Consider the following 24782-nt stretch of genomic DNA (forward strand, 5'->3'; position numbering starts at 1 on the left):
GGCTGAGGCCCGGCTCCAACAAGGGGGGTCGTGGAGCCGGGCCTCGGAGTACGGCAACCCACGAAAAACCGGCTCGCACTCGGGAACGGGTAGGGGGGTATCCGTTCGGCCGGGGGCCGGGGTTCGCATCGGATCGCGCGTACCGCCAGGAGTTAACATAGCGCGTTGTCCTCCACTTGGGGGACCCCACTCCGGGGGGCGTGAAGCAAATGCACAGCGGGGCGCACCGGGAACGGACGGGGTGGCTGAACGCCGCTTCCCGCCGTCGCTTCGTCGCTTCGTCGCTCGCGTTCCAGGAGGGCCCGGGCGGCTATGCGTGCGCCCAGACCTGCGGTTCGGACCGGACCGGCTTGCCCGTGCGGGCCGACTCCTGCATGAGGAGCGAGAGGTAGTTGTCCTGCGACGCCTCCGCCAGGCTGTAGAACGGCGGACCACCATCGACGTGGTCACTCATCCGCACGAGGCATTCCGCGATCGCGATCTCATCGTCGCTCAGGCGACCCGGCAGGAAGGGATTCGTGAAGACCCACTCGTCGCCGAGGATCAGGCCGCGGAGGAACAGACCCTCGAGGTTGCCGCCCTGACCGGCCTCGATCCGTCGGATCGTGCCGAACATCGGGGTGCGGAAGTCCTGGAGATAGCTGACCTCGAGGTCGCTGATCTCTCCCCGCTCGCCGCGGATGAGTAGCCGGTTGCGACGGATCCAGGAGAAGTACTGCTCCCCGGCGAAGTCGTACACGCCGAGGCGGTCGGCGCCGAACTCGAAGCGGGCCGTGATCTGCTCCGCGGTCACGCTCCTCTCCTCGGTCGGGTCGCCGGTGCGGTCCGGTCCCTGCGCGAGCGGCGAACGGAACACCGAGGCGGTGATGGTCGCGTCCTCGAAGGTGATGCCGAGCGCGCGGCGGAGGATGCTCACGCCGTGGTAGTCGTGGCACTGTCCCACGAGCACATGGCTGATCGGGCCGAGCCGACCCGACGCCGCGACCGCCAGCTGCGCCCGAAGCAGAGGCGAGAGGTGGTACTGCTCGGCCACCTGCAGGATGGCCCCGTCCGCGACGAGGCGGTGCAGCGGTTCGGACGACTCGGCGTCCAGCGACGGCGGCGTCTCGGTGAGCGCGGGCACGCCGAGCTCGGTGAGCCGGATCATCGTGGCCGGTGCCTGCTCGCGCGGCACCGAGACGACGACGAACTTCGGCCGCGTCGCCACCAGCTCCTCGACGGTCCGGAAGGTCGGCACGCCCCAGGCCTGCTCCACCTCACGGCCGCGGTCCGCGGAGCGCGTGACGACCCCGGTGATCTCGAAGCGCTCGGGCAGCGCCCGCGCTATCCGCTGGAAGAACTCGCTCCGCCAGCCGCTCCCGACGATGCCGAAGCGGATGGGCGACGCGGCTCCCGTCACGAGGTCCCCTGCTCGGGCTGGGCCGCCACCGTGGGCAGGGCGTCAGCGATGGCGGTCACGATGAGGGCGAAGGAGTGGGCGCCGGGGTCCGGGGAGCCGAGGCTCTTCTCGGCGTGCGGGCGTGCGCGGCCCATGCGGGGCATCAGGTCCGACGTCGCCGCCGCCGCCTCCGTCGCGGCGAGCGCCGCGGCCGCGAGCGCGTCGCCGGGGGCGGACCCACGGTCGAGCTCCTCGCGGAAGCGCGCGGCGAACGGCACGATCGCGTCCACCATGGTCTTGTCGCCGACCTCGGCCTTGCCCACGCCGCGGATCGCGTCGACCGCAGCCTGCACGGCCTCGGCGATGTCTGCGGCGGCCGGATCCCGGTCGTCGCCGATCCGGGTGCCGAGCGTCGTCAGCGCGAGCCCCCACAGGGCGCCGGAGGTGCCGCCCGCCCGGTTCGACCAGGCGTCGCCCGCTCGGGTGAGCACCGTGCCCGCCCCGGCGTCGCGCGCCAGGGCGTCCTTCGCCGCACCGAGGGCCGCGGACGCGCCACGCTGCATGCCGATGCCGTGATCCCCGTCACCGGCGACGGAGTCGATGCGCCCGAGCTCGTCGGCGTGCTCGTCCATCGTCCCGGAGAGCGTTTCGAGCAGCGCGGTCACGACGGACGCGGCCGCCCGGGATGCCGGGCTGGCCTCGGGAAGCGCGGCCGACTCGGAGTCGCCCTCGTCGTCGAGCGCGTCCGCGGCATCGTCACCGAACTCCTCGCCGCCCGTGGCGGCACCGACGCTGCCCTTGCGGTAGGCCGGCGTGTCTGTGGGCGCCGACCAGAGCCGCTCGAGCTCGTCGTCGAGCCAGAGGATCGTGAGTGAGGCACCCGCCATGTCGAAGCTCGTCACGAGCTCCCCCACCTCGGGCTCGACCACCGTCACCCCGGCCTCCTCGAGCAGGCGGGCGACGCTCCGGTAGACGACGAAGAGCTCCTCGTACTTGACCGTGCCGAGTCCGTTCAGGATCACGGCCGCGCGCTGCCCGTTCGCGTCCTCGACGCTCGGGGGCAGCTCGTTCAGCAGGCTGGTGACGAAGAGCTCCGCCAGGCCGTCCGCCGTGGGCACGTCCGTCTCGCTGATGCCCGGCTCGCCGTGGATCCCGAGACCGACCGCCATGCGGCCCTCCGGCACCTCGAAGAGCGGGGCGTCCGCACCGGGAAGCGTGCAGCCGGAGAAAGCGACGCCGATGCTCCGCGTGCGGTCGTTCGCGAGTGTCGCCACGCGCACGACCTCCTCGAGGTCCGCCCCCTCCGCCGCCGCCGCGCCCGCCACCTTGAAGACGGTGAGGTCACCGGCGATCCCCCTGCGGCGGGAGATCTCGTCGACGGGGGCGCTCGAGATGTCGTCCGTCACGGTGACCGTGCGGCACGGGATGCCCTCGTCGTTCAGCCGCTGCTGGGCGGTGTCGAAGTTGAGCACGTCACCGGCGTAGTTGCCGTAGCTGAGGAACACTCCCCCGCCGTTCTCCGCCGCCTTGGCCACGGCGTAGACCTGCTGCGAAGACGGCGACGCGAAGAGGTTGCCCATGGCGGCGCCATGAGCCAGTCCGGGACCGACCAGCCCGCCGAAGGCCGGGTAGTGGCCCGAGCCGCCGCCGATCACGACGGCCACCTGTCCCTCCGGGGTCCGCTGGCGGCGGGCGACGCCGCCCTCGACTCTGCGGACCCAGCGCCGGTTGGCGGCGACGAAGCCCTCCACCAGTTCGTCCGCGAAAGCGGTGGGATCGTTGAACAGCCGGGTCATGCCGGACCTCCTCTGCGTTCGTGCAACTGCGGCAGTGCAGTTGCGTTTCGTGCGTCAACCGTTCGTGGTGCGGGCGTCGTCGACGGGCCGGGCCTGCCGGCGACCGACGGCGCCGGTGGGACTAGTGGATGGGCGACGGACCGAGCTCGCGCAGCAGCTGGGACAGCTTGCTGTAGGCCTCGCTCCGATAGGCCACGACGCCCTCGACCTGCTCGGGCGTGTAGTCGGTCGTCAGGCCCTGGCCGTTCTTCGTGCCGAACCGGCCGGCCTCGACGGCGTCCTTGAGCATCTGCGGCGTCCCGAGGCGCGGCCCGAAGGCCTCCTCGAAGGTGCGGAAGCAGTTCGCGTACACGTCGAGCCCGGCCATGTCCGCGATCTTGAAGGGGCCGAAGAACGCGAGCCGGAAGCCGAAGGTCGAGCTGACGATCGTGTCGACATCCTCGGGGGTCGCGATGCCCTCCTCGACGATGGACATCGCCTCCTTGAGCAGCACGTACTGCAGCCGGTTGAGCACGAAACCGGGAACGTCGGCGACGAGGGCGCTCTGCCGGCCGGCGCGGGCGAGCATCTCCTTGACGACGGGCACGAGCGACCGGTCCGTCGCCTCTCCGGCCACCAGCTCGACGCCCGGGATGAACGGGGCCGGGTTGCTCCAGTGCACCGTGAGGAAGCGCTCGGGGCGGTCGACCGCGACCGCGAGGACGCTGACCGGGATCGTGGACGTGTTGCTGCCGATGATGGCGTCGGGCCGCGCGGCCGCGCTGATGCGGCGGAGCACGTCGTGCTTGACCTCGACGATCTCGAGCACCGCCTCCTCGATGAAGTCGACGCCGGCCACCGCATCCTCGATGCTCGCCGCGGCGCGGAGGTTCGCCCGCACGGCGTCCGTGCTGCCCGCCGGGAAGAGGCCCTGGAGCTCGAACTGCTCCGCCTCGCGCAGCAGGCGCGCGAGCTGCTGCTCGGCCACCTCCGCCGACACGTCCGCGATCACGACGGGCATGCCCGTCATGGCGAGCGACTGGGCGATGCCGCCGCCCATGTATCCGGCGCCGATCACGGCGACGCTCTCGATGCGTTCGATCATCCCTGTGGTTCCTTTTCGTAGTGACGAGTGATGCGGGTGCCGACCGATCAGGCCGGCACCTCGGCCGGAAGGATCCGGCGCAGGTAGTCGCGGTTGGTCGCGCTCACGCTGAGCCCGTCGCCGCCGTAGTGCTCGACGCAGAAGGCGCCACGGTAGCCGGACTCGATGGCGAACGCGACGGCGTCGCGGTAGTTGATGACGCCGAACTCCATGGGGGACGGGATGGTCATCACCGCGCCCGTGGTCGCGTCCTCCGCCCGGTAGTAGTTCTTGACGTGCCAGTAGTTCGCGTACGGCACGGTCTTCTTGACCATGTCCTGCCACGACTCGACCGGCCGGTGCAGCCGCACGATGTTGCCGAGGTCCGGGTTGAGGCCGACGTGCGGGTGGTCGACGTCGCGGACGAAGCTCACGGCGCCGTCGGCCGTGCCGATGTAGGTGTCCTCGTACATCTCGAGCGACACGTGCACGCCGATGGACTCCGCATGCTCGCCGAGCTCTCGGATGCGCTCGACCGCGGTGCGACGCACGCCGTCGTCGTCCGGGTCCTCGGCGCCCTGAACGGTCCAGAACCACAGCGCCTGCTGCTGCTCGGGGGTGAGCGCCCGGAAGAGGCCGAACGACACGGTGCCGATCCCGAGCTCCGCGGCGACGTCGAGAACGCGGTGGCTGTACTCGAGGTACTCGTCCCCGTGCTCGGGGTCGACGACGCTCCGCCTGGCCGTGGACAGCGACACCATCGCGAGGTCGTGGTCCTCGACCACCGCCGCGAACTCGGCCCGGCGCTCCGGGGAGAGGTCGGCGACGCGGAGCCAGGAGTCCGTGGGGTCGAGGTGCCGGAAGCCGGCATCCCGCACCTGACCCAGGGTCCTCGCCCACTGCTCGGCGGTCTGGTCCTGCACGCCGGCGCCGTTCATGGTGGACCCCGCGAAGTTGATCATGGCCGCCGCGATGGGCCAGTTGTCCCGCCCGAGCGGGCCGTTCAGTCCGAGGTGGGGTGTTCCGGTCACGCTTGTTACCTCCGCCGTCGACAGGTTTCTCTCGGCACCCGCACACACATCGTGGAGGTCCCCGGTTCGCCCAACGGTAGTAGGGATTCCGGGCGGGTGCGACACGCCGCCACCCCGGCCCCCTCTGTGAGCCCCCTCCGTGGGCCGCGCGCGGGAGACATAGCATCGACTCATGGAGCAGCTTTCCTCGGTGCGGGTCGACGCCTGGATCTGGGCGGTCCGGCTCACCAAGACGCGCTCGCTGGCGACCGCGGCCTGCAAGGCCGGGCACGTGCGCGTGAACGGTGACCGGGCGAAGCCCGCGCAGACGGTCAAGGTCGGCGACGCCGTGCGCGTGCGCACGGGCGAGCGGGAGCGCATCGTCGAGGTCGCGCGCATCGTCGCCAAGCGGGTGGGCGCCGCCGTCGCCGCGGAGTGCGTCGTCGATCACACGCCGCCGCCCCCGCCGCGAGAGCACGTGGCGATCGCCGGTGTGCGCGACCGCGGCGCGGGACGCCCCACGAAGCGCGACCGCCGCGACCTCGATCGGCTCCGCGGGTACTGAGGACCCGCGAGCACCGGGACGTCGCGAGGGCGGAGGCTCCCCGAGCACCGGGGCTTCGCGGTCGCCGAGGGCTCGCCCCGCAGCGGCGTCGCGACGGCGACGGTCAGGCGCGAGCGGCCCGGGACGCCTCCGTCCGGGCGACGGGCTCGGCCATCAGCACCAGCCCCGGCCCGCTGTTGGCCCCGGCCATGAGCTGCGAGATCCATTCGTGGTTCAGCTCCGGCATCCGCGTGCCGAGGTAGCGGAAGTACAGCGGCACCGAGGTGTCGAGCCAGATCGAGGTGCGCCGGTCACTGTCCTGCCCGTCATCGCTCCACGACAGCAGGAACGACTCCCGTCTGCGCAGCTTCGTGCCGATGACGACCTGGAGGTGCGCGAGCGTGCGATCGTCGAAGTCGACGGTGAGGTCGCCGTGCCCGTAGATCAGAGTGCCCATCGACCACGTCCCGGTACGCTCGCCGGCTCATCATCGAGGGGCGTTTTGCACCGGAAGCGGCGAGCGCCGCTGCGCCTCACGTACAGTGATACCACGTCCACCGGGCGCGCAGCATCACCTCCCGGTCCTGTATTTCCCAACCCCGGAACGGGCTCCGTCGCCCACCGGGATCGGCGCGGACCGCGGTCTGCAGAGCGAAGGAGGCAGGGTACGACGATGGGCAGGCTGATGTACGGCGAGTCCGGCGCGGAGATCGTCTTCGACGATCGCGTGCTCGTGCACCTCCAGATCGCCATCGGTGCCAAGCTGCGCCGGCACGAGAGCTTCTTCCTCTCCTGGCGCGATGACACCGCCACGGGGTTCGGGCGGAGCAGCATCTGGCTCGACACGGCGATCCCGCTCTACTTCCGCTACTTCGGCGGCCGCACCCCCGAGATCAATCGCGACTGGATCTCCGTGCTCATGGACTCGGCGAACGGGCCCACCGGGATGCAGGTGCTCAAGGAGCCCGACCCGCCGGGGCACCCGAGGCCGCGGGCCTGACCCCGGTCCCGGTCAGGCGGCGGCCTGGAGGAACTCGTCCCACTCCGGGAGCGAGCGTTCCATGCCCTTGACGATCCAGGTCGTCCCGCGCGGCGCCTTCGGCGTCGTCCGCATCATCCAGCCCATCTCCATGGGAGTGCGGTCGCCTTTGACGTTGTTGCAGCGCAGGCAGCAGGCGACGAGGTTCTCCCAGGTGTCCTCGCCGCCGCGCGAGCGCGGGATGATGTGGTCGATGGTCGTCGCCGACCCGCCGCAGTAGGCACAGCGGGATCCGTCGCGTCGCAGCACCCCTCGACGGGACACCGGCACGGCTCGCGCCCCGGGGATCCGCACGTAGCGGCGCAGCAGGATCACGGACGGGCGCTCCCAGGCGCCGGCCGAACTCCAGATCGGATGCTCGTCGTCGCTGGCCAGCACCGTCGCCTTGCCCTCGAGCACGAGCACCAGCGCCCGCTTGAACGAGACGATGGAGAGCGGTTCGTATCCGGCGTTGAGGACCAGTGTGCGCATGTTCTTCCTTTCGGACCGGCCTGGACGGCTTCCAGGCAGTCGAGCTCGAACCGCTACAGGTGATTCCGGGCAACAAAAAAGGCACCGTCGTAAACGACAGTGCCTTCTCCGAGCAGCAGGCTGCCCGGACACGTGTGCACGCAATGCTCCCGCAGGCAGCACCGAGGTACCCGTTGGCCGCGCCCATCCATGGTTGGGATGGTTCGTACCGAGTCCATCAGTGCTCCCCGAGGAATCCGTAGTGGTGTCGGCAAACAGGGTAACCCATGGGATCCGAAAAGCAGCGACGGGTGCGCCCTCCTTGAAGGAGGCGCACCCGTCGCGGTGTCTTGCGGGAGGAAGAGGCCGGGACCTAGATGCCGATCCGGACGAAGTAGACGCTTCCGGACCAGATCGGCCGCTCGCTCACGCTCTTGCCCGGGCGGGGGGCGTCGATGAAGTTGCCGTTGCCCGTGTAGATGCCCATGTGGCTGTGGTCGTTCCAGATGACGAGGTCACCGGGGCCCGCCTCGGCGCGCGAGATGCGCGTGCCGACCGCGGCCTGGGCGCTCACGCCGTGAGCGAGGTTGACGCCGAACTGGGCGAAGACGTACTTCACCAGACCGGAGCAGTCGAAGCCCGCGGGCGTCGCACCACCGAAGCGGTACGGGACGCCGATGTACTGGCGCGCCACGGCCACCACCTGGGACAGGCTGGAGCTGGCGTACGGGGCCGCCTCGACGAGCTCCGTCGCGCTGGGTCCCGTGTAGGTGCTGCTGGAGTTGCCCGCGGCCGTGGTGCTTCCACCGGCGCTGCTGCTCGAGGCTGCCGTTCCCCGGCTCACCGGGGTGGCGGCGGCCGCGGCTGCGGCAGCGGCGGCACGCGCCTCTGCGGCGGCCTGAGCGGCGGCAGCGGCTGCGGCAGCCGCGGCGGCGGCCTCCGCGGCCTGGATCTCGGCAAGGCTCGTGGCGGTGAAGGTGTCGCGCGACAGCACGGGCGCGGCGGCGGCGACCGACACGGTCTGCGCGTTCACGGCGCTCAGGGTCTGGAGCGAGGCCGGCGCCGACGCGGTGGCGGCGGTGGCGTCGTCGGGGCCGACGGCGTAGGCCGGAAGCGCGAGAACGCCGATCAGGCCGGAGACGAAGGTCATCACGACGACGTTCACGACGCCGCGCCTGCGGTACGTAGCCCGAACGGGCTTGACCACTGAGATCGATGCGGTGTTCAGACGCTGAGCGAGCGCGTGCTGCTCGGCACGGAGTGCGGGAGAGACGGCCGGGATGGGGCGGATGATGCGGAGCTCGCCGGTGTTGGCGGGGTGCGTCATCGGGGGTGCGGGTGTGTGGGTGGGGCGGTTCACGAGCGAACCGGGGGCATCAGTCAGGGTCAATTACTCGGCCTCCAGCGCCTCAACGCGCAAGCGGCGTTGTCCCGTCCAGAACAAGTAGTCCTTGATCATCGAGCTCAAGAGACGGGAGATGGAGACGTCTTGACTCGGGCCCTCTGACCGGGGTGTCGGTCAGCGGGCTCGTTCGAGGGTAAGGGAAGATAACGGTTTTGTCACGCTGGCAAGGGCCTGCGCTAACAAATTGGTAACGCTCAGGCCGAGATGAAGATGTGGCTGGCCACCTCGGTGGGCAGCTCCAGACCGTCGCCGAAGCCCTCCACCTGCACCAGCACGTACCGTCCGGACTGCGCGAATGTCGCCGTCGCGCCGGGCACGACGCCCGCCTGCTTCAACTGCGCGAGCAGCTCGGGGTCGAACTGGACCGGCTCCCCCAGGCGACGGATCTCGCCGGTGACGGCACCCGACGCGGCGGCCACGACGGGCACGACGTTGGCGACGCCGGACATGAACGCCACCGCGGGAGAATCGCCCAGCTCGTCGAGACCGGGGATGGGGTTGCCGTAGGGCGACTCCGTCGGGTGACCCAGCAGATCGAGGATCTTCCGTTCGACCTGCTCGCTCATGACGTGCTCCCAGCGGCACGCCTCCTCGTGCACGAACTCCCACTCGAGGCCGATGACGTCGTGCAGCAGTCGCTCCGCGAGCCGGTGCTTGCGCATGACGTGAACGGCCTTGTTCCGGCCCTCGGTCGTCAACTCGAGGTGACGGTCACCGGAGACGACGACGAGGCCGTCGCGCTCCATCCGCGCGACGGTCTGCGACACGGTCGGACCGGAGTGTCCGAGGCGCTCGGAGATGCGGGCGCGGAGGGGAACGATGTTCTCCTCCTCGAGGTCGAGGATCGTGCGCAGGTACATCTCCGTCGTGTCGACAAGATCTGTCACAGCTGCCTCTCCCTCACGATGCCCGACCCGGTCAAGCCTACTGTCTGACCTCTCCCCCGCCGGACGGGCCGGATGCCCCGGTCGATAGGATGCCGCCATGCCAGAGATCACCATCCCGACGTCGCTCCTGCCAGCAGACGGGCGCTTCGGAAGCGGCCCCACCAAGGTGCGCCAGGAGCAGCTCGACCACCTGATGGCGTCGCGCGAGATCCTGGGGACCTCGCACCGCCAGGCCCCCGTGAAGGACCTGGTCGGCCGCGTCCGGTCCGGCATCGCCGACCTGTTCCGGTTGCCCGAGGGGTACGAGGTCGTGCTCGGCAACGGGGGATCGACCGCCTTCTGGGACGCCGCGGCCTTCTCGTTGATCGAGCGGCGAAGCCAGAACCTGGTGTTCGGCGAGTTCGGCCAGAAGTTCGCGTCCGCCGCGGCGGCCCCGTGGCTCGAGCAGCCCGACGTGCGCACGGCCGAGCCCGGCACCCGCAGCACCGCTTCGCCGGTGGAGGGCGTCGACGTGTACGCCTGGCCGCAGAACGAGACCTCCACGGGCGTCATGGCACCCGTGACCCGCGTGCACGGTGACCCGGGCGCCCTCACGGTCATCGACGCCACCAGCGCCGCGGGCGGCGTCGACGTCGACGCCGCGGAGTCCGACGTCTACTACTTCGCCCCGCAGAAGAACTTCGCCTCGGACGGCGGGCTGTGGCTCGCCCTTCTGTCGCCGGCCGCCATCGAGCGCGTCGAGCGGATCGCGGGCGGTGACCGCTACATCCCGGAGTTCCTGAGCCTGAAGAACGCGCTCGACAACTCCCGGCTCAACCAGACGCTGAACACCCCGGCCCTCGCGACGCTCGTGCTGCTCGAGGCGCAGCTGGACTGGATGAACGGGTCCGGCGGGCTCTCCTTCGCCGCCGCGCGCACTCGCGAGTCCTCCTCCGCCCTGTACGACTGGGCCGAGTCCGTGGACTACGCCTCGCCGTTCGTCGCCGACCCGGCGGACCGCTCGCAGGTCGTCGTGACCATCGATTTCGCCGACGCCATCGACGCGAAGGCGATCTCCTCCGCGCTGCGTGCCAACGGCGTCGTCGACACGGAGCCGTACCGGAAGCTCGGCCGCAACCAGTTGCGGGTGGCGACCTACGCGGGCATCGACCCGGCCGACGTGCGAGCCCTCATCGGCTCGATCGAGTACGTGGTCGACCAGCTCGGCTGACGCCATGCCGCTGCGCCTGTGGATCCGGGACCGTGACCGGCGGGCCGATCCGGCGCCCGCGGAAGCCACCGGGCGCACGGCCGTCGCGGTGGGCACCGTCGCCTGGTCGGCGGCCGCGGTCGCGGCCCTCGCGTTTCCAGGTGCGATCGGCGCCGACGACCCCGCCGTCGTCACGACGTGCGGGGTCGGGGTCGCCGTGGGCCTGATCGGCCTGGTCTACACCGGCCGGCGGCCCGGCTAGTAGACGTTGCCCTCGTCGTCCTCGTCGGTCCGGGGCGAGTCGTAGTCGTCGTCCTCGTCCTCGTCCTCTTCGGAGTCCTCGTCCTCCTCGTCGTCGGAGTCCTCGTCGTCCGATTCCTCGTCGTCGGAGACCTCGTCGTCGGAGTCCTCGTCGTCCTCGGTCTCCTCGAACTCGACGCCGTCGAGCACGTCGTCGAGGTCGTCGGTGAGATCCGTCTCCTCGAGCGCCTCCTCGTCGTCGACGTCATCGTCCTCGGACTCGTCGTCCTCCGCCTCGGCCTCGGCGGCGCGGGCGGCCTCCTCCTCGGCGAGCTCCTGCGCGGTGTTGTACTCCGCCAGGCGGTCCGACCACGGCACCCACTCGGGAGCGAGGAGCGCACCCTCGCCGGGCAACAGCTCCATCTCCAGTACCGACGGCGGCTCGTCCCCGCCGAGCACGGACAGGGTCACCGTCCAGTTCCAGCCCGGGTACCCCGTCATGGTGCAGGGGAAGAGCACGGAGACCGCGTTGTCCGCGGCGACGACGCCGCGCCATTCGGCTCCGACGGTGGACGCCGGAGTCACATCGAGCAGCGCCGTGCGGGCTATCTGGACGGTCGCCGGCGGAAGGTCGACGGGCACCGGCTCGAACGCCGGCACGGGCTCAGCCACGGGCTCCGCCTCGTCTAGGGGCTCCGCGTCGTCCAGGGGCGCTGCGACACCGGCGGGAGTCGCCTCGTCCACGGGCGCCCCGTCCACGGGCGTTACGTCGCCGACGGGTGCTGCCCGGTGCACGAGGGTGGCCTCGTCGACGGGCGCTGCCTCGTCGACGACGGGCACCGTCTCCTGCGCGGGCGCGGCCTCGTCGACGGATCCCGCCTCGCCGACGGACTCGGGGTCAGACATCCAGGTCGTCCGCGACCCGACGCAGCACGGCGGCGATCTTCCGGCCGTGGGCACTGTCGGGGTAGCGGCCGCGCTTCAGGTTCGTCCCGATGCCGTCGAGGAGCTTGACCAGGTCCTCCACGATGATCGCCATGTCGTCCGCGGGCTTCCTCGCCATCTTCGCGAGGCTCGGCGGAGCGTCGAGCACGCGCACCGACAGGGCCTGCACGCCGCGCTTTCCCGCGACGACGCCGAACTCGAGACGGGTGCCGGGCTTGACGCCTGACACGCCTGCGGGCAGGGCGGACGCGTGGAGGAAGACCTCTTGGCCGTCATCTGAGCTGATGAAGCCGAAGCCCTTCTCGTCGTCGTAGAACTTGACCTTGCCGGTGGGCATGGAGACCTCTTTCGGATGCGTGCAGGAACCTGCCAGCCTAGTTTAACCGTCCGCACCCGGTGAGGTCCGCCCTATCCTGGGTGGATGCCCACCGAAGCCGAGCGTCCCGTCTCCCGAGTCGAGCGCATCCTCGCGTTCATGTCGCTGACGCTTGTCGCGGTCTCCGTGCTCGCGATCCTCGCCGTCATCATCGGCACCGGCTTCGGCGCGGGAGAGAACGACGGATTCAGCCGCGGCATCTGGCCGTTCATCATCGTGCTGCCCGCCCCGGGCCTCACCCTCGGGCTCGTGCTCCTTCTCGCTCTCCTCGTGGTGTCGTGGAGTCGCCGCGGACGCGAGAACAAGCGGGCGTCCCACTGAGGACCGGCGGACCGCCGCGATGAGCACCGTCCTCGCGCTGGCCACGAGGCTGCGCGCCATGCCGGACGGGGAGCTCCTGTCCGTCCTGCGCGCCCGGGCGGTGCCGGCCAACGGCATCGCGGACGTGTTCGACCTCGCCGACGCGCTGCTGTCGGCCGAGAGCGTGCAGCGCGCGCTCGAGCGGCTCGACCGGCCGACGCTCTGCATCCTCGCCTCGGCCGGGGCCCTCGCCGCCGAGGGCACGGCGCCGACGATGGCCGCCGTGAGGGACAGGATCCTCTCGCTCGCCGAGCGCGACGACGCCGTGCCCGCCGACGCGGACGAGCGGGCAGCCGCCCTCAATGCGCTGCTGCTCGCCGAGTCGACGGGCGACGAGGTGCGCCCGTACGAAGGCGTGCGGGCCCAGCTCGAGCGCTGGCCGGAGCTCGGCCTGCCGTCCGAGGCCGAGCTGGCCGCCGCGGCCCCGCCGCCGTTCCTCGACGCGGTCGACCTCACCCGCGAGGGCGGCACCGATCGTCTCGCCGCCGAGCGGGCCTTCGCCACCGTCACAGCCGTCACCGAGCTCGTCGCCGCGCTCGCGGAGGAGCCGGCCCGCGAGCTCAGCAGGGGCGGGCTCGCGCTGCCCGACACCAAGCGGCTGTCGTCCGCCCTCGCCGTCGACCTGTCCGCCGTGCCCGCCGTGCTCGCCATGGCGGAGCGCGTAGACCTGGCGGCCCGCGAGGGGAACCTGTGGCTCCCCACCGGCTCCGCCTCGGCCTGGTCGCTCGAGTCCTCGGCCGACCGCTGGTGCTCGCTCGCCCGATCCTGGCTGGACGGCCTGTCGGAGGACGTGCGCGGGATCCTCCGGCTGCGCTCCCGGGCGATGTGGGGCGAGGGGCTGCTCGCGTTCGTGGCCTGGGCCTACCCCGCGGGGCAGGCGTGGCTGAACGCCCGCATCGACTCGGTCATCACCGAGGCGGAGCTCCTGGGCATCACCGCCCAGGGGTCGCCGAGCGTGCCGGGTTCCGTGCTGCTCGAGCACGGCGCCGAGGCCGCCGCCGACGTGCTGAGCGCTCTGTTCCCGGCCGAGGTAGACCGCGTCTACGTGCAGCAGGACCTCTCCATCGTCTCGCCCGGCCCGCTGGCCCCCGCGCTGGACGCCCGCCTGCGCACCATGGCGCACGTGGAGAGCCGCGCCCAGGCGTCCACCTACCGCGTGTCCGCGGACAGCGTGAACCGGGCCCTCGCGTCCGGCGAGACCGCGGACAGCGTGCTCGAGTTCCTCCGCGGCATCTCGCTGACCGGGATCCCGCAGCCGCTCGACTACCTCGTTCACGACGTGGCGTCGCGCTTCGGCCTGCTCCGGGTGGGCAGGCTCGACACCGGGGACGAGCTCGCGCGCAGCTACGTGCGGTCGGACGATGCGCACCTGCTGACCACGCTCGAGGTCGACCAGGCGCTCGCGGCCCTGCGCCTGACCAGGAGCCCCGGCGGCCGCCTCTCCTCCCCCGCCGACCGCGACGCCGTGTTCTGGGCGCTGGCCGACGCCCGCTATCCCGCCGCGGCGGAGGATCGCGAACACCGCGTCGTCCCCCTGCGGCGGGCGCGGGTCGGCAGCCGCCCGATCGAGGACCGCCCCGATCCCGCGCGCACCATCCTCGACCGCCTCCGGCTGGCGGAATCCTCCGACCCGAACTCGATGGGCGCAGACTGGCTCGCGCGGCAGCTCGACATCGCCATCCGCGGGCGCCTGACGCTGATCGTGCGGGTCGCCATGCCGAACGGCGCCGAGGTGCAGTACGAGCTCGAGCCGACCGGCCTCTCGGGCGGCCGGCTGCGGGCCCGCGATCGCCGCGCGGACATCGAGCGCACCCTCCCGGTATCGCACATCACCGGCCTCGGCCCGTCGGACACCGCGCAGTAAGCCCGATTACACTGACCGCCGTGTCTGACGGCCCCCTCATCATCCAGAGCGATCGCACTGTCCTGCTCGAAGTCGCGCACCCCCAGGCGGAGGACGCGCGACACGATCTCGCGGTCTTCGCCGAGCTGGAACGGGCGCCGGAGCACGTGCACACCTACCGCATCACCCGGCTGGGCCTGTGGAACGCGCGCGCCGCCGGGCACACCGCGGAGGACATGCTGGCGACGCTCGAGCGCTACGCCAAGTTCCCGGTGCCCCAGACCGTGACGGTCGACATCACGGAAACGGTCGGCCGTTACGGGCGGCTGCGCATCGAGCGCGACGACGAGGACGAGCTCGTGCTGCGCAGCACCGACATCGCCGTGCTCACCGAGGTCGCCGGGGCCCGCCGCATCACGCCGCTGCTCACCGGGCGCCGTGACGACGACGCGTTCACCGTGCAGCCGTGGGCCCGCGGCCAGCTGAAGCAGGAGCTCGTCAAGATCGGCTGGCCCGCCGAGGACTTCGCCGGCTACACCCCCGGCACGCCGCACGACATCGACCTGATCGAGGACGGCTGGTCGCTCCGCGACTACCAGCACCGCGCCGTCGACAACTTCCTCGGCGGCGGCTCCGGCGTCGTCGTGCTGCCCTGCGGCGCGGGCAAGACCCTGGTCGGTGCGGGCGCCATGGCGGCGGCGAAGACCAACACGCTTATCCTCGTCACGAACACGGTCTCCGCCCGGCAGTGGCGCAGCGAGCTGCTGAAGCGCACCACCCTCACCGAGGACGAGATCGGCGAGTACTCGGGCCAGACCAAGGAGGTCAAGCCCGTCACCATCGCGACCTACCAGATCCTCACCGCCAAGCGGAAGGGCGAGTACGCGCACCTCGCGCTGCTCGACGCGCTGGACTGGGGCCTCATCGTCTACGACGAGGTGCACCTGCTGCCCGCGCCCGTCTTCAAGCTCACCGCCGACCTGCAGGCCCGGCGCCGGCTGGGGTTGACGGCGACGCTCGTGCGCGAGGACGGCCGGGAGAGCGACGTCTTCAGCCTCATCGGGCCCAAGCGCTTCGACGCGCCCTGGCGCGAGATCGAGGCGCAGGGCTTCATCTCGCCCGCCGAGTGCTTCGAGGTGCGGATCGACCTGCCGCAGCAGGAGCGGCTGCAGTACGCCGCGGCCGCGGACGAGGAGCGCTACCGGCTCGCCGCGTCCGCCCCGGCGAAGCTCGACGTCGTCAAGCAGCTGGTCGCCAAGCACAGCGGGGAGCGCATCCTCGTGATCGGGCAGTACCTCGACCAGATTGAGGAGCTCGCCGACGAGCTGAACGCGCCGCAGCTCACGGGCGCGACCCCGGTCGACGAGCGCGAGCGGCTGTACCAGGCGTTCCGGGACGGCGACGAGAAGGTCCTGGTGGTCAGCAAGGTCGCGAACTTCTCCGTCGACCTGCCCGAGGCGACGGTCGCCATCCAGGTGTCCGGCTCGTTCGGCTCGCGGCAGGAGGAGGCGCAGCGCCTCGGCCGCCTGCTGCGCCCCAAGGAGTCCGGGCTGTCCGCGAACTTCTACACGCTGGTCTCGCGCGACACCGTCGACCAGGACTTCGCCCAGAACCGGCAGCGCTTCCTCGCCGAGCAGGGCTACAGCTACACGATCCTCGACTCGCACAGCCTGGAGCGCGCCGCCTAGGGCCGGGCGTCCGGCGCTGTCCGGCGGCGCCCACTCGACTCCCAGGCAGCGTCCAGCGAACCCGCAGATAATGTCTGCATGACTGACGGACCGAAGATCCTCATCGTCGACGACGAGCCGAACATCCGCGACCTGTTGACCACCAGCCTCCGCTTCGCCGGGTTCGCCGTGCGCGCGGTCGCGAACGGTGCCCAGGCCATCTCCGCCGTGCTCGAGGAGGAGCCGGACCTCATCATCCTCGACGTGATGCTCCCCGACATGAACGGGTTCGGCGTGACGAAGCGGCTCCGCGCGGCCGGCTACACGGCGCCTATCCTCTTCCTCACGGCGAAGGACGACACCGAGGACAAGATCACCGGCCTCACGGTCGGCGGCGACGACTACGTCACCAAGCCGTTCAGCCTCGACGAGATCGTGGCCCGCATCAAAGCGATCCTGCGCCGCACGATGCACGCCGACGAGGATGCGATCATCCGTGCCGGCGAGCTGACCATGGACCAGGACACGCACGAGGTGCTCGTGGGCAACCAGCCGATCGAGCTCAGCCCGACCGAGTTCAAGCTCCTGCGCTACCTCATGCTGAACCCCAACCGCGTGCTGTCGAAGGCGCAGATCCTCGATCACGTGTGGGAGTACGACTTCAACGGCGACGCGGGCATCGTGGAGTCCTACATCTCCTACCTCCGGCGCAAGCTCGACCAGTTCTCGAGCGAGCCCGTCATCCAGACGAAGCGCGGATTCGGGTACATGCTGAAGGCGGCGAAGGTCTAGCCATCCCCCAGCTTCCGTCGCCTAAGGTCGGCTAGTCCGAACGACCCGAACCGAGGAGGCCACCGCATCGTGCACGAGAAGCTTGCCGAGCGCTGGGCGTCCATCTCCCTGCGGACGAAGATCACGGGCGTCACCGTGCTCCTTCTCACCCTCGGCCTGCTCATCTCCGGTCTGGGCACGACGGCGTTCCTGAAGCCGCAGCTGGTTCGCAACGTCGACGACCAGCTCGTCTCCTCGCTGAGCGACATGAAGACCATCTTCGGCCAGGACTTCGAGGGCACGACGTTCCGCCAGGCTCACGTCGAAGGGGCGAACGAGAACTACTACGTTGCGCTCGTCGACCCCGAGGGCCGCGTCATCGCCGACAACTGGCGCCCCGACCGCGACAGGCGCCTGCGCCCCGTGCTGCCGGACCTGACGGTGGCCACCGCCAAGGAGGTGGGCACCTCGATCATGCCGCTCACGGATGCGTCGGGGCGCAACGAGTGGCACGCCGCCGTGCGCCAGAGCACCCTCTCGGGCAGCCCCGTCTTCTACACGCTCGTGGTCGCCTCCCCCATGCGGCCCATCGAGACGTTCATGGCCACCTATCTCGCGGTCTTCTTCGGCTTCGGCGTCGCCGTCGTCGTGCTCGGGGCCGCGCTCACCCGGCTGCTCGTGACCACGACCTTCGCGCCGCTGCGCGAGGTGGAGCGCACCGCCGCCGCCTTCGCCGACGGCGACTTCAGTCAGCGCCTCGGCGGGGCGACCCCGAACACCGAGGTCGGCCGGCTCAACCGGTCGCTGAACACGATGCTCAATCACATCGACAGCGCGCTCTCCGACCGCGCGACGACCATCGAGCAGATGCGGCGGTTCGTCGGCGACGCGAGCCACGAGCTGCGCACGCCGCTCGTCTCCGTGCGCGGCTACGCCGAGCTGTACCGGATGGGCGCGCTGCAGACCCCGGAGGACGTGGCGAAGGCCATGGACCGCATCGAGAAGGAGGCCATCCGCATGGGCGGCCTCGTCGAGAATCTCCTCGCGCTCGCCCGGCTCGACGAGACGCGGCCGCTCGAGGTTCAGCCCGTCGACCTCTACCCGATCGCCCGGGATGCCGCCCTCGACACCATGGCGTCGTCGCCCGACCGCGTGGTGACGGCGCTGCCGCCCGTCGTCCTGTCCTCCTCCGCCCCGGCCATCGAGGATGGCGCGGACGACGGCAGCGCCGCGCTGCCGGATCTCGAGGAATCGACCGCCGGCGCACCCGCCACCACCACGGGGGCGATCGCCCTCGCCGGCGCCCGCCTCGCCCGGCTCCGGGCCCGCCGCCCGCGACGCTCCGACCCGGCCGGCGCCGCTCCGGAGACCCTGCCCGCCGACGCGCCCCTGCTCGTGGACGCGGAGACGACGGAGGTGTCGATTCCCGCCCTCGTGCTCGCGGAGGAGAACAAGATCCGCCAGGCGGTCACCAACATCCTCGGCAACGCCGTGCGCTACACCCCCGAGGGCACGCCGATCGAGCTCGCCGTGACGGTCGACCCGGTCGCCGAGGAGGCGAGCATCTCGGTCATCGACCACGGCGAGGGCATCCCGCCCCAGATCCGGGAGAAGATTTTCCAGCGGTTCTGGCGCGCCGACACCTCGCGCACGCGGGAGACGGGCGGCAGCGGCCTCGGCCTGGCCATCGTCGCGGCGATCATCTCCGCCCATCACGGGCGCGTCGAGGTGCTGGACACCCCGGGCGGCGGCGCGACGTTCCGCCTGGTCTTTCCGCTCCTCCAGAGGAGCCAGCAGGCCCCCGCCGTCAACAGCATCACCCCGCCGGACGCCGGCACGCCGCCCCGCTCCTAGCGTGTGAGCCTCACCGTTCCCCAACGAAGGAGGCTTTCATGACGAGATACCAGGTGGACAGCGACGCCGTCGCCTCGGCGACGGCGGCCGCCCACGGCTACATCGGCCGCATCGAGGCGGAGGTGGGCGGTCTGTACGCCCTGCTCGTGGACCTGCAGAACTCGTGGTCCGGTCCGGCGGCCGCCGCGTTCCAGTCGGTCGTCGCCGAGTGGCGGGCGACCCAGCAGCGCATCGCCGAGGGCATCGCCGTGGTCAACCAGGGGCTGGCCGCCGCCGGGCAGCAGTACGCCGAGGTGGAGGTGGCGAACGCCAGGCTCTTCGCCGGTCGCTGACGCCGCCGCCGGCCGATCACACCCCGGACGCGACAGTGGGCGGTTCCCCGAGGGGAACCGCCCACTGCTGTGCGTGCGTTGGTGCTTACGCGACGGACTTAGAAGTCCATGCCACCCGTCGGGTCGCCGGCCGGGGCCGGGTTCTTCTCGGGCTTGTCGGCCACCACGACGGACGTGGTGAGGAACAGACCGGCGATGGACGCGGCGTTGACGAGCGCGGAGCGCGTCACCTTCACCGGGTCGCTGATGCCGGCGGCCAGCATGTCGACGTACTCGCCGGTCGCGGCGTTGAGGCCGTGTCCGGTGGGCAGGCCGCGCACCTTGTCGACCACGACGCCGGGCTCGAGGCCCGAGTTGTAGGCGATCTGCTTGAGCGGGGCGTCGATCGCGACCTTGACGATGTTCGCGCCGGTCGCCTCGTCGCCGACGAGACCGGTGAGGGCCTCGGAAGCGAACGCGGTCTTGCCCGCCTGGATGAGGGCGACGCCACCACCGGCGATGATGCCCTCCTCGACGGCGGCCTTCGCGTTGCGAACGGCGTCCTCGATGCGGTGCTTGCGCTCCTTGAGCTCGACCTCGGTGGCCGCGCCCGCCTTGATGACGGCGACGCCACCGGCGAGCTTCGCGAGGCGCTCCTGCAGCTTCTCGCGGTCGTAGTCGCTGTCCGTGTTGTTGATCTCGCCACGGATCTGCGCGACGCGACCGGCGATCTGCTCCTCGTCGCCACCACCCTCGACGATGGTCGTCTCGTCCTTGGTGATGATGACCTTGCGAGCCGTGCCGAGCAGGTCGAGGGTGACGTTCTCGAGCTTGAGACCGACCTCCTCGGAGATGACCTGGCCGCCGGTGAGGATCGCGATGTCCTGCAGCTGGGCCTTGCGACGGTCACCGAAGCCGGGCGCCTTGACGGCGACGGACTTGAAGATGCCGCGGATCTTGTTGACGACCAACGTGGCCAGGGCCTCGCCGTCGACGTCCTCGGCGATGATCAGCAGCTGCTTGCCCGCCTGGATCACCTTGTCGACGACGGGGAGCAGGTCCTTGATGTTGGAGATCTTGGAGTTGACGATGAGGATGTAGGGGTCCTCGAACACCGCCTCCTGGCGCTCCGGGTCGGTCACGAAGTACTGCGACAGGTAGCCCTTGTCGAAGCGCATGCCCTCGGTGAGCTCGAGCTCGGTGCCGAAGGTGTTCGACTCCTCGACGGTGACGACGCCCTCCTTGCCCACCTTGTCGATGGCCTCGGCGATCAGGGCGCCGATCTCGCGGTCGCCGGCGGAGATGGACGCGGTGGCGGCGATCTCCTCCTTGGTCTCGACCTCCTTGGCGTTGCTGATGAGCTCGGCCGTGACGGCCGCGACGGCCTTCTCGATGCCGCGCTTCAGTCCGATCGGGTCGGCGCCTGCGGCCACGTTGCGGAGGCCCTCGCGGACGAGCGCCTGGGCGAGCACGGTTGCCGTCGTGGTTCCGTCGCCGGCGACGTCATCCGTCTTCTTGGCGACCTCCTTGACGAGCTCGGCGCCGATCTTCTCGTACGGGTCGTCGAGCTCGATCTCCTTGGCGATGGACACGCCGTCGTTGGTGATCGTGGGGGCGCCCCACTTCTTCTCGAGTACGACGTTGCGGCCACGCGGGCCGAGCGTCACCTTGACCGCGTCGGCGAGGGTGTTGAGTCCGCGCTCGAGGCCGCGACGAGCATCCTCGTCAAAAGCAATGATCTTTGCCATATGTGTTTTTCGCCCTCCCGGACGTAGTGAAAAAACGATGGGGGTTAGCACTCATGGTTCGCGAGTGCTAGCCAATTCTGGCACTCTCGCTAGTCGAGTGCAACTGAGCGGCGCGGCCGGTCAGGAGACGGCGGTCAGGAGACGGCGCTCCGCACGGTGCCCGTGCCGTTCGGAACGAGCTCCACCCAGGTGTTGCCCGGCGAGAGGGTCAGCACGGTGCCGGTGGCACTGACGAGCCGCAGGGGCGCGCGTGCGCCCTCCTTGACCCAGGTGCCGCGGACGATGCTGCCGCCGGTGGCGATCCACGCCTCCCCACTGCCCTCGAGCTCGGTACGCGGCACCCCGGGCGACTCGTCGATGTCGACCCGGGCGACGACGACGTTCACCGCGGTGATGGGCGCGCCGGACTGCGCGACGTCGGGCACGCCGTTCTGCGAGCGCGCGTAGTTCCCCGCGCGCGGGTCGTGCGCCCAGGCGGAGGAGCTCGTCGGCGAGAACGTGGTCTCCAGCGTGGCCGAGGGCTCACCCGAGACCACGGCGGCGGCCTCGTCCGGCGTCGGCGAGTACCGGAACTGCAGGGGCGGGGCGTCGAGGTCGCGGTTCTCGGCCACGATCCTGTCGGCGCGGAGGAGCACGTTGTGCGGGGCCTGGCGCTCGAGGGACCGCCAGAACACGTCCGCCGTGCCCTCCTCGCCCTCGAGGGCGTTCAGGACGCCCGTCTCCCGCATGGCCCGCACGAAGCGGTCCTGGCCGCCCGAGTACGCGATGATGCCGCCGAAGGGCGAGACGATGTCGGGATCCATCGGCCGGATCGACCGGATCGGGCCGACGGCGGGCGGCAGGTCGGAATGCCACACGGCGACGTACCGCGTTATGCCGCCCTCGACCAGCTCCTCGAAGACGATGTCGGCATGCTCGAGGCCGTACTGCGGCCGCGCCGATGGGTGGTTGTCGATCTTCGCGGCGAGGGACGGATGCTCCCCGTCGCCCTCGTTCACGGGCGTGCCGAGCAACGGAGACAGCCGCACGGGGGCCTCGAGCGTGCTCGTCGGCGTCGGCTCCTCCGACGGGAGCGACGGCGTGCAGCCGGCGAGCGCCAGCCCGCCCGCCAGAAGCAGCAGCGCTGCTGTGCGCCCGCGACCCCTCGCGAGCGCGCCCCCGGTACGCGTCATGGCGAAAAGACTAACGCCGCCCGCTGATGCGGGCGGCGTCAGTGCTCGACGGTGGGGTCGCCGTTACGCGGGACGGACCGACTCGGCCTGCGGGCCCTTCGATCCCGTGCCCACCTCGAAGGTGACCTGCTGGCCCTCTTCGAGCGACTTGTAGCCGCCCATCTCGATGGCGGAGTAGTGCACGAACACGTCCTGCCCTCCCCCATCGACGGTGATGAAGCCGTAGCCCTTTTCAGCGTTGAACCACTTCACGGTTCCGTTCGCCATGTGTACTCCCTGTGCTGTTCCTTTATGTGCGGCTCGGAGCAACTGGCTCCGCCCGGGTCCTCCGCACCTTCCGTCCGTTCAATCCGCCCCGACCTGCAAAGGGACGACAACGGGTTGCACACCGACGAGCCAAATGATGACGACCAAACAGGATGATAATGACGAAGCGGGCCCTTTCGGGAGTGCTATTCGTCGTCAATTTCGATAAGCGCCGGTATACGGGAAAGATTAAACCTGGCGGTAACACCGCGGGCGGAACGGGCGCCCGCGCGACGGCCCGATCGGCGCGGACCGGAGCGAGTTCCGGGCCGCACCCCGGGACGGCAGGGCGCTCGGCAGAGGGCGGGTCAACACAGCGCCGGTCGACCCAGGGCCGGTCGACACAGGGGCGATCAGCACATCGCGGATCAGAGCGGGTAATCGGCGCCCACCACGACGGTCAGGCGCGCGACTCCGGCAGGGTCCTCGCCGTCCTGCGGCGCGTAGTTCTCGGAGAGGCGCACCTCGGCCGATCCGAGCGACTGGGCCGCCCCGAGCGCGGCGCCCTCGTTCACCGGGTCCCAGTAGTAGACGGTCGTGGTCTCGACGTCCCGCGTGCTCGCGTTGGCCCGGGAGCCGACGTTCCAGCCATCGTCCGCGAGCCGCTCGGCGACCTCGGCGGCGAGGCCGGCGGTGTTCGTGCCGTTGAGCACGGTGACGAGGATCGCGGCGTCGACGACGGGCTCGGGCGTCGCCTCCGTCGTGGGCGTCGGTGTCGCGGTCTCGGCGATGGGGAGCACGCTCCCGCCCTCGAATGCGATGCCCTCCCCGATGACCGTGAGGGCGATCACCCCGGCGGCGACGAGCGCGAGCGTCGCGGCGAGCGCCCAGGCGAACACGACGAGGCCCCGGCGCCGCGGACCGGCCGCCCGATGGGCGCCGACGCGCTTCAGGTCGTCGGGGATGTCGTCGAAGCGATCGCGGGGGTAGCTGGCCATCGGGAGGGTTCTGGCGTTTCTGTCAGTCGAGGCGGTCGGAGCGGCGACGGAGGTCGTCCCCCATGCGTCGGGCCCGCTCGGCCCTGGTCGCGGCCCTGCTGTCGCGCACGCGCTGCAGCCGCTTCACGAGCATCGGGTCGTGGGCGAGGGCCGCTGGCGAATCTATCAGCGCCCCGAGTATCTGGTAGTACCGGGCGGACGAGAGCCCGAAGTTCTCCCGGATGGCCTGCTCCTTCGCGCCGGCGTGCCGCCACCACTGCCGCTCGAAGGCGAGGACGCGAAGGTCCCGGTCACCGAGGCCGGGGGCTCGGGGCGCCGGAGCGTCCGCCGGTGACGCATCCGCTTCCGCATCGGGTGCTTCCGCATCGGGTCCGGACTCCGGACCGGGGGCGTGCTGTGTCGGCTCGTCCACGCCCGCCTCCTTCTCCGATGGTCCACATCGTAGGTCGGTCACGCGGTGGAGCCGCCGCGCCCCGCCCGGTACATCGAAATGTGCGGGATGCCCGCCTCCACGTACTCCTCGCCGAACGGCTCGAACCCCAGCGACGCGTACAGGGGTGCCACGTACGACTGGGAGTGCAGGAGGAGCGGCTCATGACCGTGCAGCTCGATCACGTACCGGAGCAGCTCCTTCGCGAGCCCCTCTCCCCGCCTGTCGGCCCGCACGACGACCCGGCCCGGCAGCCGCCTCGCGCCCCTGTGCTCGGGCTCGTCGAGCAGGATGAGGCGGAGGTACGCGGCCACACCCCTCTCGTCCTCGATCCACAGGTGCTCCGTGCGCGGGTCTGGGTCGCGATCGTCGAGCTCCTCCTCGTCGATCCGCTGTTCCACGAAGAAGACCTGTGTCCGCAGCCGGAGGAAGGCGAACAGTTCGTCCGTGCTGAGCTCGGGCCAGGTCTTGCGCGTGATGGAATGGTTCGGCACAGGGGCGAGTTTACGTATGTGGCCCGCCCCGGCCGCCCGCCGGGCGGGTCACCGACGAAAGGATTCCCCGTGGACTACAAGGTCACGAAGACTGACGAGGAGTGGCGCAACGAGCTCTCCCCCGAGGAGTACCAGGTGCTGCGCCAGCAGGCCACCGAGCGCCCGTGGACGGGCGAGCTGCTTGACGAGAACCGGATCGGCGTGTACGGCTGCAAGGCCTGTGGCGCGGAGCTGTTCACCAGCGACACCAAGTTCGACTCGCACTGCGGATGGCCGAGCTTCTACGCCCCCAAGGAGGGCGACGCGGTGAAGCTGCTGGCCGACAACTCCCTCGGCATGTCCCGCGTCGAGGTCGTCTGCGCGAACTGCGGCTCCCACCTGGGTCACGTGTTCGACGACGCTCCGCAGACGCCTACCGGTGACCGGTTCTGCATGAACTCCGTGTCGCTGTCCTTCACCACGAAGGACTAAGCCCGATCCGCAGAAACCGTGTCGCTGTCCTCCACCACGTAAGGGCTGTCCTTCGCCAGTAGGGACTGACCGGTCCTGCAGAAACTCCGTGTCGC

General features: G+C 70.7%; 27 protein-coding genes. 11 read left to right on the forward strand and 16 right to left on the reverse strand.

Annotated features, from left to right (window positions below; all coding sequences use genetic code 11):
• Positions 1 to 310: 310 nt before the first annotated feature.
• The 4 genes from DAI20_RS00875 to DAI20_RS00890 form a co-directional block, all read right to left on the reverse strand.
• Positions 311 to 1399 (reverse strand): Gfo/Idh/MocA family protein, encoded by a 1089-nt coding sequence (locus tag DAI20_RS00875; protein ID WP_108248705.1) that lies wholly within the window; start codon positions 1397 to 1399, stop codon positions 311 to 313.
• Positions 1396 to 3174, reverse strand: a complete 1779-nt coding sequence (locus DAI20_RS00880; protein WP_108248706.1) for a dihydroxyacetone kinase family protein — start codon at positions 3172 to 3174, stop codon at positions 1396 to 1398. The genes DAI20_RS00875 and DAI20_RS00880 overlap by 4 nt, the downstream gene beginning before the upstream one ends.
• A 121-nt stretch (positions 3175 to 3295) precedes the next feature.
• Positions 3296 to 4258, reverse strand: coding sequence for a 3-hydroxyacyl-CoA dehydrogenase family protein (locus tag DAI20_RS00885; RefSeq protein WP_108248707.1), 963 nt, complete (start codon positions 4256 to 4258; stop codon positions 3296 to 3298).
• A 47-nt stretch (positions 4259 to 4305) separates the two neighbouring features.
• Entirely contained in the window at positions 4306 to 5268 is a 963-nt protein-coding gene (locus tag DAI20_RS00890; RefSeq protein WP_205781318.1) for a sugar phosphate isomerase/epimerase family protein, read from the reverse strand.
• 172 nt (positions 5269 to 5440) lie between these two features.
• Between DAI20_RS00890 and DAI20_RS00895 the strand changes: the two genes are divergently transcribed.
• Complete coding sequence (locus DAI20_RS00895) at positions 5441 to 5812, forward strand: RNA-binding S4 domain-containing protein (protein ID WP_108248708.1); 372 nt, start codon at positions 5441 to 5443, stop codon at positions 5810 to 5812.
• 103 nt (positions 5813 to 5915) lie between these two features.
• Here the strand turns inward: DAI20_RS00895 and DAI20_RS00900 are convergent, their stop codons facing one another.
• Positions 5916 to 6248: a DUF7882 family protein gene (locus tag DAI20_RS00900; RefSeq protein WP_108248709.1), complete on the reverse strand. Its 333-nt coding sequence runs from the start codon at positions 6246 to 6248 to the stop codon at positions 5916 to 5918.
• 216 nt (positions 6249 to 6464) lie between these two features.
• Between DAI20_RS00900 and DAI20_RS00905 the strand changes: the two genes are divergently transcribed.
• Positions 6465 to 6791 carry a DUF7882 family protein gene (locus tag DAI20_RS00905; protein WP_108248710.1) on the forward strand — a complete coding sequence of 109 codons (327 nt, stop codon included), beginning with the start codon at positions 6465 to 6467 and terminating at the stop codon, positions 6789 to 6791.
• Between the two features lie 12 nt (positions 6792 to 6803).
• Here the strand turns inward: DAI20_RS00905 and DAI20_RS00910 are convergent, their stop codons facing one another.
• From DAI20_RS00910 to DAI20_RS00920, 3 genes are all read right to left on the reverse strand, one after another.
• Positions 6804 to 7301 carry an HNH endonuclease gene (locus tag DAI20_RS00910; RefSeq protein WP_108248711.1) on the reverse strand — a complete coding sequence of 166 codons (498 nt, stop codon included), beginning with the start codon at positions 7299 to 7301 and terminating at the stop codon, positions 6804 to 6806.
• 352 nt (positions 7302 to 7653) lie between these two features.
• Positions 7654 to 8607 carry a C40 family peptidase gene (locus tag DAI20_RS00915; RefSeq protein WP_108248712.1) on the reverse strand — a complete coding sequence of 318 codons (954 nt, stop codon included), beginning with the start codon at positions 8605 to 8607 and terminating at the stop codon, positions 7654 to 7656.
• A 272-nt stretch (positions 8608 to 8879) separates the two neighbouring features.
• Positions 8880 to 9572 carry an iron-dependent transcriptional repressor DtxR gene (locus tag DAI20_RS00920; protein ID WP_108248713.1) on the reverse strand — a complete coding sequence of 231 codons (693 nt, stop codon included), beginning with the start codon at positions 9570 to 9572 and terminating at the stop codon, positions 8880 to 8882.
• A 97-nt stretch (positions 9573 to 9669) separates the two neighbouring features.
• On the opposite strand from DAI20_RS00920, the gene serC reads away from it, so the two are divergent.
• Entirely contained in the window at positions 9670 to 10782 is a 1113-nt protein-coding gene (gene serC, locus DAI20_RS00925; protein WP_108248714.1) for a phosphoserine transaminase, read from the forward strand.
• Positions 10783 to 10786: 4 nt separating this feature from the next.
• Complete coding sequence (locus DAI20_RS00930; RefSeq protein ID WP_108248715.1) at positions 10787 to 11023, forward strand: DUF2530 domain-containing protein; 237 nt, start codon at positions 10787 to 10789, stop codon at positions 11021 to 11023.
• Here DAI20_RS00930 and DAI20_RS00935 read toward each other — a convergent pair.
• Positions 11020 to 11907: a DUF3027 domain-containing protein gene (locus DAI20_RS00935; RefSeq protein WP_108248716.1), complete on the reverse strand. Its 888-nt coding sequence runs from the start codon at positions 11905 to 11907 to the stop codon at positions 11020 to 11022. The genes DAI20_RS00930 and DAI20_RS00935 overlap by 4 nt on opposite strands.
• Entirely contained in the window at positions 11900 to 12283 is a 384-nt protein-coding gene (locus tag DAI20_RS00940; RefSeq protein ID WP_108248717.1) for a cold-shock protein, read from the reverse strand. The genes DAI20_RS00935 and DAI20_RS00940 overlap by 8 nt, the downstream gene beginning before the upstream one ends.
• An 84-nt stretch (positions 12284 to 12367) precedes the next feature.
• Here DAI20_RS00940 and DAI20_RS00945 point away from each other — a divergent pair, with 84 nt between their 5' ends.
• From DAI20_RS00945 to DAI20_RS00970, 6 genes are all read left to right on the forward strand, one after another.
• Positions 12368 to 12643 carry a multidrug ABC transporter ATPase gene (locus DAI20_RS00945; RefSeq protein ID WP_108248718.1) on the forward strand — a complete coding sequence of 92 codons (276 nt, stop codon included), beginning with the start codon at positions 12368 to 12370 and terminating at the stop codon, positions 12641 to 12643.
• Positions 12644 to 12662: 19 nt separating this feature from the next.
• Entirely contained in the window at positions 12663 to 14546 is a 1884-nt protein-coding gene (locus tag DAI20_RS00950) for a helicase-associated domain-containing protein (protein ID WP_108248719.1), read from the forward strand.
• Positions 14547 to 14566: 20 nt separating this feature from the next.
• On the forward strand, positions 14567 to 16213 hold the full coding sequence (locus tag DAI20_RS00955) for a DNA repair helicase XPB (protein ID WP_108248720.1): 1647 nt from the start codon (positions 14567 to 14569) through the stop codon (positions 16211 to 16213).
• A 78-nt stretch (positions 16214 to 16291) separates the two neighbouring features.
• Positions 16292 to 16984 (forward strand): response regulator transcription factor, encoded by a 693-nt coding sequence (locus tag DAI20_RS00960; protein WP_108248721.1) that lies wholly within the window; start codon positions 16292 to 16294, stop codon positions 16982 to 16984.
• Positions 16985 to 17053: 69 nt separating this feature from the next.
• Entirely contained in the window at positions 17054 to 18817 is a 1764-nt protein-coding gene (locus tag DAI20_RS00965; protein WP_108248722.1) for a sensor histidine kinase, read from the forward strand.
• 38 nt (positions 18818 to 18855) lie between these two features.
• Entirely contained in the window at positions 18856 to 19149 is a 294-nt protein-coding gene (locus DAI20_RS00970) for a WXG100 family type VII secretion target (protein ID WP_108248723.1), read from the forward strand.
• A gap of 98 nt (positions 19150 to 19247) precedes the next feature.
• On the opposite strand, the gene groL is transcribed toward DAI20_RS00970, so the two are convergent.
• The 6 genes from groL to DAI20_RS01000 all read right to left on the reverse strand — a co-directional run bounded on the left by groL (position 19248) and on the right by DAI20_RS01000 (position 24216).
• Positions 19248 to 20876, reverse strand: coding sequence for a chaperonin GroEL (groL, locus tag DAI20_RS00975; RefSeq protein ID WP_108248724.1), 1629 nt, complete (start codon positions 20874 to 20876; stop codon positions 19248 to 19250).
• A gap of 134 nt (positions 20877 to 21010) precedes the next feature.
• Positions 21011 to 22048 carry a DUF3048 domain-containing protein gene (locus tag DAI20_RS00980; protein ID WP_108248725.1) on the reverse strand — a complete coding sequence of 346 codons (1038 nt, stop codon included), beginning with the start codon at positions 22046 to 22048 and terminating at the stop codon, positions 21011 to 21013.
• Positions 22049 to 22111: 63 nt separating this feature from the next.
• Complete coding sequence (locus DAI20_RS00985) at positions 22112 to 22315, reverse strand: cold-shock protein (protein WP_108248726.1); 204 nt, start codon at positions 22313 to 22315, stop codon at positions 22112 to 22114.
• Between the two features lie 407 nt (positions 22316 to 22722).
• Positions 22723 to 23292 (reverse strand): LytR C-terminal domain-containing protein, encoded by a 570-nt coding sequence (locus tag DAI20_RS00990; RefSeq protein WP_108248727.1) that lies wholly within the window; start codon positions 23290 to 23292, stop codon positions 22723 to 22725.
• Between the two features lie 22 nt (positions 23293 to 23314).
• A complete protein-coding gene (locus tag DAI20_RS00995) occupies positions 23315 to 23704 on the reverse strand; it encodes a DUF3263 domain-containing protein (protein ID WP_108248728.1) in 390 nt (129 codons plus the stop codon).
• Positions 23705 to 23742: 38 nt separating this feature from the next.
• Positions 23743 to 24216, reverse strand: a complete 474-nt coding sequence (locus tag DAI20_RS01000) for a GNAT family N-acetyltransferase (protein ID WP_240605808.1) — start codon at positions 24214 to 24216, stop codon at positions 23743 to 23745.
• A gap of 69 nt (positions 24217 to 24285) precedes the next feature.
• On the opposite strand from DAI20_RS01000, the gene msrB reads away from it, so the two are divergent.
• Entirely contained in the window at positions 24286 to 24687 is a 402-nt protein-coding gene (msrB, locus tag DAI20_RS01005; RefSeq protein ID WP_108248729.1) for a peptide-methionine (R)-S-oxide reductase MsrB, read from the forward strand.
• The last annotated feature ends 95 nt before the right edge of the window (positions 24688 to 24782 follow it).

Source organism: Planctomonas deserti (assembly GCF_003067705.1).
In the GTDB taxonomy this organism is placed as follows: Bacteria; Actinomycetota; Actinomycetes; order Actinomycetales; family Microbacteriaceae; genus Planctomonas; species Planctomonas deserti.